The sequence below is a fragment of the Catenulispora sp. GAS73 genome, from assembly GCF_041262085.1.
Lineage (GTDB): Bacteria > Actinomycetota > Actinomycetes > Streptomycetales > Catenulisporaceae > Catenulispora.
This window is the reverse complement of sequence record NZ_JBGCCM010000012.1, coordinates 53514-66511: the sequence shown is the minus strand read 5'-3', so window position 1 is coordinate 66511 and position 12998 is coordinate 53514. Positions and strand designations below refer to the sequence as shown.

At 71.1% G+C, this 12998-nt stretch carries 10 protein-coding genes; 4 read left to right on the top strand and 6 right to left on the bottom strand.

All coding sequences use genetic code 11. The features are described from left to right. Nucleotides 1–275 precede the first annotated feature (275 nt). Nucleotides 276–1937 (top strand): NRAMP family divalent metal transporter, encoded by a 1662-nt coding sequence (locus ABH935_RS19470; RefSeq protein WP_370379324.1) that lies wholly within the window; start codon nt 276–278, stop codon nt 1935–1937. A gap of 28 nt (nt 1938–1965) precedes the next feature. On the opposite strand, the gene ABH935_RS19465 is transcribed toward ABH935_RS19470, so the two are convergent. The 3 genes from ABH935_RS19465 to ABH935_RS19455 all read right to left on the bottom strand — a co-directional run bounded on the left by ABH935_RS19465 (nt 1966) and on the right by ABH935_RS19455 (nt 6208). Further along, on the bottom strand, nt 1966–3576 hold the full coding sequence (locus tag ABH935_RS19465) for a Na+/H+ antiporter (RefSeq protein WP_370379323.1): 1611 nt from the start codon (nt 3574–3576) through the stop codon (nt 1966–1968). A gap of 52 nt (nt 3577–3628) precedes the next feature. Then, nucleotides 3629–4297 carry a hypothetical protein gene (locus ABH935_RS19460; protein ID WP_370379322.1) on the bottom strand — a complete coding sequence of 223 codons (669 nt, stop codon included), beginning with the start codon at nt 4295–4297 and terminating at the stop codon, nt 3629–3631. Nucleotides 4298–5092: 795 nt separating this feature from the next. Further along, entirely contained in the window at nt 5093–6208 is a 1116-nt protein-coding gene (locus ABH935_RS19455) for a hypothetical protein (protein WP_370379321.1), read from the bottom strand. A 146-nt stretch (nt 6209–6354) separates the two neighbouring features. On the opposite strand from ABH935_RS19455, the gene ABH935_RS19450 reads away from it, so the two are divergent. Next, a complete protein-coding gene (locus ABH935_RS19450) occupies nt 6355–7662 on the top strand; it encodes a DUF5925 domain-containing protein (RefSeq protein WP_370379320.1) in 1308 nt (435 codons plus the stop codon). An 81-nt stretch (nt 7663–7743) separates the two neighbouring features. Here ABH935_RS19450 and ABH935_RS19445 read toward each other — a convergent pair whose 3' ends face one another. The 3 genes from ABH935_RS19445 to ABH935_RS19435 all read right to left on the bottom strand — a co-directional run bounded on the left by ABH935_RS19445 (nt 7744) and on the right by ABH935_RS19435 (nt 10445). Beyond that, nucleotides 7744–8604: a hypothetical protein gene (locus ABH935_RS19445; RefSeq protein ID WP_370379319.1), complete on the bottom strand. Its 861-nt coding sequence runs from the start codon at nt 8602–8604 to the stop codon at nt 7744–7746. Continuing rightward, complete coding sequence (locus ABH935_RS19440; protein WP_370379318.1) at nt 8601–9149, bottom strand: SigE family RNA polymerase sigma factor; 549 nt, start codon at nt 9147–9149, stop codon at nt 8601–8603. Before ABH935_RS19440 ends, ABH935_RS19445 begins: the two co-directional genes overlap by 4 nt. Before the next feature lie 84 nt (nt 9150–9233). Beyond that, on the bottom strand, nt 9234–10445 hold the full coding sequence (locus ABH935_RS19435) for a nitric oxide synthase oxygenase (protein WP_370379317.1): 1212 nt from the start codon (nt 10443–10445) through the stop codon (nt 9234–9236). A gap of 91 nt (nt 10446–10536) precedes the next feature. On the opposite strand from ABH935_RS19435, the gene ABH935_RS19430 reads away from it, so the two are divergent. Continuing rightward, the gene (locus ABH935_RS19430) at nt 10537–10851 is read left to right on the top strand and encodes a DUF6295 family protein (RefSeq protein ID WP_370379316.1); all 315 of its coding nucleotides are present in this window, start codon (nt 10537–10539) and stop codon (nt 10849–10851) included. 10 nt (nt 10852–10861) lie between these two features. Then, nucleotides 10862–12454 (top strand): GMC family oxidoreductase, encoded by a 1593-nt coding sequence (locus ABH935_RS19425; protein WP_370379315.1) that lies wholly within the window; start codon nt 10862–10864, stop codon nt 12452–12454. The last annotated feature ends 544 nt before the right edge of the window (nt 12455–12998 follow it).

The window sequence follows — 12998 nt, the reverse complement described above, 5'->3', positions numbered from 1 at the left end:
CCGGTCCGCCCCCTCGGGCGGAACCGCGCGAGACACAGGCGCCGCGGCGCCGCGGCGGGCAGGGAGGTGGTAGCGATGAAACCTGGTAGTAGGTCGGGCCACGATCGGCCCCGCATCGCGCACGACCCAGCCCACCGTCCTTCCCTCGGCGCGCGTTAACCGCATCAGTTCCCTGCCACCACCCGGCCGCACCGGGGCCCCGGCCCCACCGCTTCCGGCGGGGTGGACGCGTGCCTCCCGACCAGCCGCTCCTACTCGGCAACAGGGGGTGTTCCATGACCACGGCCACGCTGAACAGCGAAGCCCGCGACACGCACCGTCACGGCGCAGTCCTAGACGACGCGCACGTCGGCGACATCAAGGGTGCGTTCGGCACCATCAAGCTCGGCGACCACGACACCCGCCCGGGCCTGTCGGCCAAGCTCAAGACCCTGCTGGCGATCGTCGGCCCGGGGCTGATCGTGATGGTCGGCGACAACGACGCCGGCGCCTTCGCCACGTACGGCCAGGCCGGCCACGACTACGGCACGAAGCTGCTGTGGACGCTGTTGCTGCTGGTCCCGGTCCTGTACGTGAACCAGGAGATGGTGCTGCGCCTGGGCGCGGTCACCGGCGTCGGCCACGCCCGCCTGATCTTCGAGCGGTTCGGGAAGTTCTGGGGCGCGTTCAGCGTCATCGACCTGTTCATCCTCAATGCCCTGACGCTGGTCACCGAGTTCATCGGGATCACGCTGGCGACCAGCTACCTCGGGCTGCCAAAGGTACCCTCCGTCGTCATGGCCGCGCTGATCATCGTGGCGGCCGCGATGAGCGGCTCGTTCCAGCGGTTCGAGCGGATCGCGCTGACCCTGTGCGTGGGCTCGCTGCTGCTGATCCCGATCTCGATCATGGCGCACCCGAGCGCGGGGGCGATGACGCACGGCTTCATCACCCCGGTGCTGCCCGGCGGCTCGGGCCAGATGGCCACCGTGATGCTGGTCGTGATCGGCATCGTGGGCACCACGGTCGCGCCCTGGCAGCTGTTCTTCCAGCAGAGCTACGTCATCGACAAGCGCATCACCCCGCGCTTCATGAAGTACGAGAAGGCCGACCTGGGCATCGGCATCGTCGTGGTCGTGGTCGGCGCGGCGGCGACCATCGGCCTGGGCGCGGTGGCGGCGGCGCACCTGGCCGGGTCGTACACCGACGCCGCCGACGTGGCCCGCGGTCTCACGGTCTACGGCGGCCGGGTCCTCGGCGACATGTTCGCCGTGGCGCTGCTGGACGCCTCGATCATCGGCGCCTTCGCGGTCTCGCTGTCCACCGCCTACGCGATGGGCGACTGCCTGAAGATCAACCACTCGCTGCACCGCGGTGTGAAGCAGGCCAAGGGCTTCTACGCGGTCTACGCCGGGATCATCGCCTTCGCCGCGGTGATCGTGCTGGTGGCCAGCGACCACGTGCAGGGCGTGCTGACGGTCGGCGTGCAGGCCCTGGCCGGCGTGCTGCTGCCCTCGGCGTCGGTGTACCTGCTGCTGCTGTGCGTGGACAAGGAAGTCCTCGGACCCTGGGTCAACAACCGCAAGACCACGGTCTTCACCGGCACGGTGATCGCCGTCCTGGTGGCGCTGTCGCTGGTGCTGACCGGCTCGGTGCTGGACCAGAACATCACCGCCGGACAGATCGAGGCGATCCTCGGCGGGTGCGGAGTCGTCGCGCTGGGGTTCGGCGCGTGGATGGGTGTCAAGGCCCTGCGGGTGCGGCGCGCCCCGGACTACGTCGCCGAGGTCATCGACCGCTCGGGCCGCGACGAGTGGCGGACGCCGCCGCTGGAGCACCTCGGCCAGGTCCGGTTCTCGGTCGGCACCCGGATCGGGCTGACCGTGCTGCGGGGGTACCTCGCGGTGGCGACCGTACTGGTGGCGGTCAAGCTGGTCTCGATGATGCTCGGGCACTGATTCACCCGAGAACCGGAACCAGACGAACCTACCGCCGCTCCATGTACGCCTCTTCGAGGTCCAGCTGGTGCAGCACCCGGCGATACACGTCGTCGTTGATCTCCCGCAGGTCCCGCAGATGCTCGATCGCCGCGCGCTCGGCGTCCAGCATCGACCGCCGCGCGTCCTCGACCGCCGCCGCGCTGGCGCTCGGCCCGCCGGACGCGACCTGCATGGCGTACTTCTTGGCCTTGTCGCCGCGCCACCGCGCCTGGTCGCGCATGCGGTCCACGGCCGGGTCCGGCAGCATGGCCTCCAACTCGTCCAGCCGCGCCAGCCCGGCGTTGGCCGCCGTCCCCATCGCGCTGCAGTACGCGAACGCGTCCTCCTTCACCTCCTCCGTGGCCTCGACGCCGAGCCGGCGGATCAGCGGCGGCAGGGTCAGGCCCTGCACGATGAGCGTCGCCAGCACCACGAACAACGTCAGGAACTGGACCAGTTCACGGTCCGGAAGCGGCCCGCCGTGGTTGTCGGTCAACGGGATCGCGGCCGCCGCGGCCAGCGAGACCACACCGCGCATCCCGGCCCAGCCGACCACGAACAGGATCCTCGGCGTCCGCGTCTGAGGTGGTGGAGGCGCGAGCGGCGCGTTGCGGCGCAGATGTCGGACCAGGAAGCCGCCGATGTAGCCGAACGTGTAAACCCCGCCGAACCGCGCCAGCACCACGATCGTGAAGGCTGCCAGTCCATAGCCGATCAGCTGCCAGGCCCCCCAGTTGTCCACGTCGCGCAGGATCGGGATCAGCTGGAGGCCGATCAAGGCGAAGACCGTGGCTTCCAAGATCTCGACGATCACGTCCCACAACGCGGTGTCCAGCATCCGCGTCGCGTATCCCGCGCGGACCCGGCGGTGGCCGAGGTAGAGACCGAGGATGACGACGCCCATGACACCGGAGACGTGCACCGCCTCGGCCGTGATGTAGACGACGAAGGGCAGTATCAGCGAGATCGCGCTCTCGGCGCGCGGATCGCGCATCCGGAAACGGATCGGGTCCCACACCATCGCCACCACCGCGCCGATCACGATGCCCCCGGCGGCGGAGAGCACGAACCGCCCGACCGCGTCGAAGACCGTGACGGTCTCCCCCACCGCGGCGGCCAGCGCGATCCGGAACGCGGTCAGCGCGGTGGCGTCGTTGAACAGCCCCTCGCCGACCAGCACGTCGACGGTCCGGCGCGGCAGTCCCAAGCGTTTCGCGATGGAGATCGCCGCGACCGTATCGGGTGGACCGAGCACCGCCCCCAGCACGAACGCCACCGGCAGCGGCATCCCCGGGATCAGCCAGTGCATCGCGAACCCGGTGAGCAGCGTTGTGACCAGCACCATCGCCACCGACAGGATCAGCACCGCCGACCAGTTCTCGCGCAGGGACGGCACCGACGTCTCCACGGCCGCCTGGTACAGCAGCGGGGGCAGCAGGATCATCAGCACGAACTCGGGTTCGAGGTCGTAGTCCGGGATGAACGGGGCGATCGACACCAGCAGCCCGACGACGACCAGCACGAGCGGACCGCTGAGGTCGAAACGCCGGGCGAGCGCGGACACCACGACGGAGAAGAACGGGACGCCCAGCAGGAAAAGGAGGTGTTGAGCCGTCATGACACCTGATCATCCCATGACAGACGGGTCGAACGGGGCGGCCGGGGACGGATCAGCCGCGAGCCGTACGCCACACCTCCTCCGGCACGGCCTCCGCGAGCGCCACCAACATGTTGAGACAGGTCTCCACCCAGTGCGGCTTCACCTTGCCCTTGCCCCAGGTCAGCAACCTGGTTCCCTCGATCCGCCAGGAGAAGTCCGGCCAGGACGCGATCAGCCGGAGCACCTTCGGGTCCAGGATGTCGGCGGCCAGCTGATCACTCGCGGCGGTGACCAGATAGCGCTGATCGAAGGCGGGATCGCCGCGGAGGAACTCCGGCGCGCCGGCCAGGATGCCGGGGCCGGTGTTCTTGTTCTCTCGGGACGCGCGCGCCACGACTTCCAGCGCGGGCAACGGCGCGGGCAGATCGTCGACGCAGGCGGCCCAGTAGTGGTGGGTGTCGTCGCCGTCGCTACCCGGGGTCTTGTATTCGTAGTCGATCACGAGGACCGCGCGGCCATTGTGCCGTCCGCGCAACACGATCCGCGCGACGCGGCCGTGCCCGGAGGCGAACGGCCGTCCGCCGAACGTACCCGGCAGCCGCCGGTCGTTCTTGGCCAGGTCCCAGCGCTTGACGGCGGCCATCGCGACCAGCGCCCGCCGGCGCCGGACGTTGGCGACGATCCCGGCAGCCATGATGACCACCAGGAAACCTATGAAGATCAGCAGAGGCACACCCACGGGGTCATGCCTACCACCGCGGCGCGGATGCCGTCATCCGCGCCGTGGTGGGGATTTCCCGGCGCTGCTGACCTGTGTGTGGGTGTCGGTGGTGGGTGGGTGCGGTGCGGTTTGTTTGTGGGCTGACGGTCAAGGGCGTTTTTTGACGGCTTCGCGCGGGTTTAAGAAGGATCCGCTGGGTGGCGCAGTTCGGTGGTGTGCCTGGCGTGGTGTTGGCGGCTGGCGGTGTTCGTGTCCACGACCGCGCACAGGTCTGAGGGATCCCAACCCCCCGCGTCGGCGGCGGTTTGAGTGTTGGTCGCCGAGTCCCGGATCCCTCCTGTGGTGTGGACGGGGTCCACTCGGCAGGCACAGGTGGCGGTGAGCCATCGAGCCGGAGGTGCGGGAACCCTTCCCACAGGCGGGGTTGTCCCGGGTTCCCCGGACAAGGCGACCACAAGCAGCGTCCGCCGGCACACAGCGCGACCCCCCTCCCCGGAGCGAGTGCCGCTCGCCGCGCAGGCGCCGCCGGAGGCCCTGCTTTTGACTTCAGGCGCCCACCACGCTCGACGATCGCCGCCCACGCAACGTGTGCGCAGTGACCCGGACCGGTGCGCGGTCGTGCACACGGACAACCGCCGGCCGCCAACGCCACGCCAGGCACACCACCGAACTGCGCCACCCAGCGGATCCTTCTTAAACCCGCGCGAAGCCGTCAAAAAACGCCCTTGACTGTCAACCCACAAACAAACCGCACCACCACACCCCAGCCACCCACACCCACACATCAAGCAGGAGCGCCAGTTTTCCCGGCGGTCAGCGCGTGCCGTTGCAGTAGTACGCGGTCCCGTTGAAGTACTGGTTGTCCCAGAAGTACAGGTCCGCCCACGTCTGCGGACCGGCGACGCCGTCCACGGTCAGCTTCGGGTAAGGCGGCGTGCCACCCGGCGAGTGCACGGTCGGGGAGTTGTTGCAGCCCTGGAATGCGGTCATCGCCGACTGCGTGGCCGAGCCCCAGGAGCCGTCGATCACCAGCGGCTTGATGCCCAGCTCGGACTTCTTGAGGAGGCACTGGAGTTCCTTGACCGCGTTGACGTTGCCCGAGCCCTCCTTGATGGTGGGCATCTGCGAGGCCGGCAGGTCCAGGTACGTGCAGTCGCTGGACGGCGCGGCCGCGGTGCTCGGCTTCGGCGGTGCGGCGGTGGTGGTGACCGGGGTGTTCGGCTTGGAACCGGTGGGCGCCGGGGCGCCGGGGGCCGAGGTCGCCGGGCCGCCCGGGTGGGTCGACGTGACCGGGTGGCCGCCGGGCGTCGTGGTGGTGCCGCCGTTCGAGGTGCTGGTCTGGCCCTGCTGGCCGCCGGTCGTGGAGCCGGAGGCCACGGTCGAGGAGGTCGGGGAGCCCTGGAGATTCGCACCCTGCGCGCCGTTGCTCGACGGGCCCGCGGCCATGCTGTCGCCGTCGGGCTTGCCGCCGCCGTTGGCGAAGACCGCCGAGCCGTCGCCGCCGCCGCTGGAGCTGCCGGTCACCGAGGCCCCGGCGCCGGCCAGGGACGTCTTGTCGTGCTTCGAGGTGTCGCGGCTCATATAGGCCACCGTGCCGCCGATGCCGACCACGGCCACCACGGCCAGGACCGAGACGAGCAGGGTCCTGCGGTTGCGGCCGGGTCCCCCGGGGCCGCCGTCACCGGGGCCGTAGCCGTTGGGGCCGTATCCGCCGGGTCCCTCCGGCCCGCCGGACAGCGGCACTCCGTAAGGCGACATCATCGACGGCGGCGCAGGCTGCCCGGGGTCCTGCGGCGACGACGACTGCGGCGCGAGATACGGCGGTTGGGCCGGGTCCTGCCCCGGCCCGAACGGCGGCTGCGCGCCACCGGCGGCACCGGACGATGACTGGGGCGTCCCCCAAGGTGAGTGGTGATCGGGCGAGCTCATGGTCGGTCATCGTATCTTCGGCGCCCGCGGGACCGGTCCCCGGCTCGGCAAAGTGCGGGTAAAACCACCCTCGCGGCACGCCCATCACGCATGAACCTCGACAAACGTGTTGTGGCCGGACGTCCCGGGGCGGGATCATCGAGGACATGACGCTGCCCCGCCAGCGCCCTCAGGGGCCTGCCACGCGACCGGCCCCAGACCCCGACGACAAGACCAAGGAGACACCGGGCAAGGAGACACCGGCGAAGGAGACACCGACCCAGGACAAGCACCCGGCGACCGACAAGCGCCCGGTGGGCGATCCCGGGGACCGGCTGCCCTTCCGGGTGACCATCGACGACTCCGACACCCCCTACGACGTCGTGGACGCGCTGCTGCTGACGCCGTTCACCACCGGCCTGCAGCCGCACGCCCGCCACGCCCGGCTGGACGCGCTGCGCGAAGACGCGACCCTGGTCCCGGCCGAGGGCGAGGTCCTGCGCTCGGTGGTGGAGGACAAGCGCGAGTCCTGCCTGACCGCCGGCCCCGGCTGGACCGCGCGCTCGGTGCGCTGGTCCAGCGGCGGCGGCGAGGTCACCGTGGTCGCCGAGACCCCCGAGCTGGCCACCAAGATCCTCGACCAGGCCACCGACGGCGTGGCGGCCGAGGAGGAGCCGGAAGAGGAGAAGGTCTCGGTCGGCTTCTGGTACGCCGCTCCGCAGCGCGGCCCCTACCGCACGGTGCGCACCATCACGGCCGAGCCGTGGGAAGTCGTCCGCAAGAACTACGCCGCCTCGGCCGCCACCGCGATGGACAAGCTGATGGCGGTCCGCCGCACCGAGGCCGCCGGCCGCATGATCCTGCTGCACGGCGCCCCGGGCACCGGCAAGACCACGGCTCTGCGCACCCTGGCCCGCGAGTGGCGCGACTGGTGCCAGGTCGACTACGTCCTGGACCCCGACGCGCTGTTCTCCTCCCCCGGCTACCTCATGGAGGTGGCGATGGGAGTGGAGTACCACGGGCACGGCGAGGACGAGGAGAACCGCCGCCGCTGGCGCCTGCTGCTGCTCGAAGACTGCGACGAGCTGATCCGCGGCGAGGCCAAGGCCACCAGCGGCCAGGCCCTGTCCCGGCTGCTGAACCTCACCGACGGCCTGCTCGGCCAGGGCCGCGACGTGCTGGTCGCGATCACCACGAACGAGAATCTGGCAAGCCTGCACCCGGCGGTGATAAGGCCGGGGCGCTGCCTGGCGCAGATCGAGGTCGGCCCGCTCCCCCGCACCGAGGCCCTGGCCTGGCTGGAGCGCGAGGGGACGGACCCGGCGCGGGTCACCGCGGCGCGCCTGGGGCGCGGCGGGGGCGGCGGCGGGACGGCGATCGGCGGGCTGACGCTGGCCGAGCTGATCGCGGCGCGGGACGGGAGCGAGCCGGTCGCGTCCACCGGGGACGACACGGGGACGGGGTTGTACCTGTAGGCGCCTCTGGTCGCCGCAGGTCGCAGCCAGTCGCCCGCCGGTCGCCGCTAGTCGCCGCCGGTCGCTGCTAGCTGCTAGCTGCTAGCTGCCTGAGCTCGGCACGGACGCCGGCGTGGGGTTCCACTCCCGCCCCACGAACACCTTCCCGTCGTAGCCGTAGTGCGCTTCCAGCAGCGGCACGACGGTGCCGGGGTCGGAGGTGTAGATCGCGATCGTGCCGTCGTTCTCCAGCGCGGTGCCGAACGTCACGCCCCGGCTCTTCCAGTAGGCCGTGTCCTGGTCCATCCGGTGCCCCAGGAACCACTGCTCGGAAGCGTCCAGGACGCTGTCGCGGAACACCACGCTGAACGGGTACGCGGCCTGGGTCGCGTCGTGTTCCAGCGTCGAGTCGATGCCCGGCTTGCGATAGACGAGGATCGGGTTGTTGTCGGAGATGAGAAGGACTCCCATGTAGGCGTTGTCGTGGCCGTCCTGCAGCGCGTTGGCCACGCGTTCGGCGGCCTGCTGCTTCGGCGAGTTGGTCCAGGGCTGGACGACCAGCGTCGTCGAGGGCTGCGACGGTGGCGGTAGGACGGGCCGCGAGGTCGGCGACGAACGCGAGGGCGACGACGGGAGCGGTGCCGGGGGCGTCGAGGGCGTCCCGGCCGCGGCGACGGCGTTGCCGACGTCGGCGGTTCCGGGCCGGTGACCGCCCCACCCGGCCAGCGGCGCGACCGCCAACACGCAGCCCGCGACCACGGCGATCGCGCCGACGCCGCCGAACGTCCGAGCCCGCGCGCGCCGGCGTGCGGCGCCGGCCAGCGCGCGGTCACCGAGCGCCACGGTGGTCGGGAAGTCGGGCAGTGCGGTCACGAGCAGGGCGCGGACCAGCTCGTCCTCGGACCGTCCGGGTTCGTCTTCGGGCAGGTCGCGCTCGTCCTCGAAGTCGTTCTCAGAAGTCATACCGAGACCTCCTGGGCTCGCTGGGTTCGGGACAGCCGGGTGCGCAGGGTGGCGAGCGCCTTCGAGCTCTGGCTCTTCACGGTGCCGTTGCTGCAGCCCAGCAGCGCCGCGGTCTCGGCCTCGGACATGTCGAGGTAGTAGCGCAGCATGACGACGGCGCGCTGCCGCGGCGGGAGCGAGCGGAGCGCCGCGGCGAGCACGGAGCGGTCGTCCACGGCCTCGAATCCCCCGTCGGAGGTCAGGATCCCGTTCGCCGGCTCCCACGACGTGCGCCCCGCCGCCGGCCCCGGGAGGTGGCCCGAGGGCACCTCGCCGTGCCACTTCCGGCGCCACCAGGACGTGGCGGTGGTGACCATGGTCTTGCGCAGGTAGGCCTCGACCGCCCCGTCGCGCGCCAGCCGCTCCCACCGCGGCAGCACCTTGACCAGGGCCGTCTGCAGCAGGTCCTCGGCCAGATGCGCGTCTCCGGTCAGGAGCCACGCGGCGCGCAGCAGAGTTGACTGGCGCGCCGCGAGGAACTCCCGGAAACCGTCCGGTTCTCGCACCTTCGCCCCCCGTCGTTGTAGGGCGCCCGGGCGGGCGCCATCCCTGCTAACGCGGCGGGGCGGGGGCGGGGTTGCCCGGTTCTCTCAGGGGCCGTGCCTTTCAGGGCCGTGGCCTTCGGGGCCGTGCCGGACGAAGTTCGGCCGGACGTCCGCCTCGTCGTAGTACCGGTGGAACACCGCCGTGGCTCCGCCGGACAAGGGTGGCACGATCCACGACCACTCGGCCGGGCACACCCGTCCGGCGCGTTCCTCCTTGGCGACGTGTTTCAGGAACCGGTGCGCTTCGGTGTGGTGGTCGGTCATCGTGACGCCGGCTTGTTCGTAGGAGTGCAGTACCGCGACGTTGAGCTCGACCAGGGCCCGGTCGCGCCAGAGCGTGCGGTCGGTCGTGGTGTCCAGGCCGAGGTTGGCCGCGACGGCCGGGAGCAGGTCGTAGCGGTCGGCGTCGGCGAGGTTGCGGGAGCCGATCTCAGTGCCCATGTACCAGCCGTTGAACGGCGCGCAGGAGTAGTGCAGGCCGCCGACCTCCAGGCACATGTCGCTGATCGCGGGCACGGCGTGCCAGCGGATGCCCAGGTCGGCGAACCAGGGGTGGCGGGGGTGGGACAGCGGGATTTCCAGCACGCAGTCCTGCGGGAGCACGTGGACGTACGGCCGGTAGCCCTCCGCTTCGATCACGAGCGGGAGGATGTCGAAGGCGGTGCCGTGGCCGTACCAGCCGAGGGCGCGGACGCTGTCCGTCAGGGCGATGTTGCGCGGATCCCCGACGATGCTGGGCAGTGCGCGCGGCGCCGGGAGCGTCTTGCCGTGCTCTGGCGGGCCGCCGTCGTCGACGCGGTATCCGGCGTAGCGGATGAGCTGTTCGTTGCGGATGCGCGGGCCCGGACGGTCGGGGCGGTCCGGCGCGAAAACCGTGATGGTGGGCCGGATGCGGCCGTCGTTCGTGGCTTCGCGCAGGTGGCCCACGCACTCTTCGCCGATTCGCAGGGGCCTGTCGGTCGCGCGCCGGTCGCGCAGCCTGAGCGACTGCCAGTAGAGGCGGCCGATGCAGCGGGAGGAGTTGCGCCACGCGACTCGGGCGCCGTATTCGAGTTCGGCGAAGGTGTGGTCGTAGGTCGCGTCCGCGCGGATCGCGGCGGCCACCGCGCGGCAGCGGGCGGGGAGTTCGGCGGTGCGGTCCAGTTCGGTGTAGCACTGGTGCAGGAAACGTTCGGCCTCGTCGGAAAGCTCTTCGATGCTGGCTAGGCTGGATAATCGTTCGCCAGGGGACTTCTGGCGTATCGCATGACGGAACACGGGGATCCCCTCCGCTCGGCAGGCGAATGCAGAGCGTCATCGTATGTCTACAACTGGTGTGTGTACTACCGATTGCGAGGATCCAGCTCCGATGTGTACCTATCAGACGTTCAAGCTGGCGGTGACAGGCAGCGCCAAGGGCACTCCCGGGTGGATCCGCGTCACCGAGGCGAGCGTGTACTACGACCATCCGGTGCACGCCATGGACGAGCACACGCTGAACATCGACCTGCGCAATCCCGAGCGCGGGCCGTCGGCGCGGATCGCGGTGGAGCTGACCGCGCAGGCGGCTTATGACCTGGCGCAAGCCATTCTCACGGCGTTGGAGAGCGTGCCGGAGGGCATGCTCCCGGCGGGGGTGCGCGTGCGGGGTGCGGGGCTACTCACGGAGTCGTCGCAGGTCTAACGTCATAGACATGGCCACCGACGACGCACGGACCGATACCGGCAGTGTCTACGACTACGTGGTGGTCGGAGCCGGCTCCGCTGGTTCCGCGGTGGCCGCGCGGCTGTCGGAGGACCCGGGGTGCAGGGTGGCGTTGCTGGAGGCCGGGCCCGCGGATCGCAATCCGCTGATTCACATTCCGGCGGCGTTCTCCGAGCTGTTCGAGAGCAAGCTGGACTGGGCGTACCGGACGGTGAACCAGCCACAGCTCGGCGGGCGGCGGATCTTCTGGCCGCGGGGGCGGATGCTCGGCGGGTCGTCGTCGATCAACGCGATGATGTGGGTGACCGGGTTCGCGGCGGACTACGAGGAGTGGGCCGCGGCTGCCGGCTCCGAGTGGGGGCCGGAGGCGGTCGCGGCCGCGCTGCGCCGGGTGGAGACTTTCACGGCCGCGCCGGACGGCACCGCCCACGGGGCGTCCGGGCCGGTGCGGGTGGAGCGGCAGCGTTCGCCGCATACGTTGACGGGGCGTTTTCTTGAGGCGTGCGCGGCGCTGGGGATGCCGGGCGTGCAGACGGCGGTGACGCAGCACGCGGGCCGCCGGTGGTCGGCGGCCGACGCGTATCTGAAGCCGGCACGCGCGCGCCCCAACCTGGTCGTGTACACGGGGGCACTGGCGACGCGGGTGCTGTTCCACGACCGCCGCGCCACCGGCGTGCGCTACCTGGACGGCCGACGGGTCGGCTCGCTGGCGGCGCGCCGCGAGGTGATCTTGTGCGGCGGCACGGTGAACACCCCGCAGCTGCTGATGCTCTCCGGCGTCGGGCCGGCGGAGCACCTGAAGCAGCGCGGCGTGAAGCTGGTGGCCGACCTCCCGGAGGTCGGCCGCAACCTTCGGGACCACCTGGCCGCGGGCATCGTGGTGAAGACGAAGAACGCCAAGTCGCTGATCAGCGGCCGCACCCCGGCCGGCTTCGCGCGCTACCTGGCGCGGCACGAGGGGCCACTGACGTCGAACGTCGGCGAGGCGTACCTGTTCACCAAGAGCGAGGAAGGCCTCGACCAGCCGGACATCGAGGTCCTGTTCGCCCCGGTGGCCTTCCTCGACGAGGGCCTGACCCGCCCGAAGGAGCACGGCTACACGATAAGCGCGGTACTGCAGAAGCCCCGCTCCCACGGCACCATCACCCTGTCCACCCTCGACCCCACCGCGGCCCCAAGAATCGACCCGGCCTACCTGACCGACCCCGACGGCCTGGACTACGCAACCCTGACCCGAGGCATGGCCCTCTGCGAGCAGATCGCGGCAACACCCCAACTAGCCCCCTTCGGCGACGGCTACATGCTCCTCCCCGGCATGTCCGGCCCGGAACTCCACGAGGCATCGATCCGCCGCTACGCCCAAACCCTCTACCACCCGGTCGGCACCTGCCGCATGGGCACCGACGCGACCTCGGTGGTCGACCCCCAGCTACGCGTCCGCGGCACCGAAGGCCTGCGCGTGGCGGACGCCTCAGTGATGCCGACGATCATCCGGGGTCACACGAACGCCCCGTCGATGGTGATCGGCGAGAAGGCCGCCGAACTGGTGAAGGATGCCCAGCGGACCGGGCGGCGGGGGTAGGGTGCAGGTTCGCACAGCACCAGCACCAGCACCAGCACCAGCACCAGCACCAGCACAGACTACGACCGCACAACCCGCGCATCGAGCAGCGACAACCGGCCCGCTAGCCAGCCGCGCACCAAAGTTGCGCGCCGCATCGCTGACTGGCCAGCATCCCGGTGACCTGCGACCCAAGCCCGCCCGCGACCGGATCGGCCAGCGAGGCTTAGCAGCCAGCCGGAGCTGCGCCCCGGAACCGCGCCACACCCTCGCAGCGCCGACCCGGCCCGGCAGCCGGCCAGATCCGCGCCCCAGATCCGGGCCGCACCACTCACCGGCCACGCTCGCCGCCGCAACGCGCCCTCGCAGCGCCGACCAGGCCCAGCAGCCAGCCAGATCCGCGCCCCGGATCCGCGCCGCACCCTGCAGCGCCGACCCGGCCCGGCAGCTAGCCACGCACCGGATCAGGCGCCGCACCTCCGATCGGCCGACATCCCGGTGACCTGCGCCCCAGCCCCGCCGCCAGCAGCCGGCCGCGCCCAAATCGCCTACCCCGCTGCCTTAC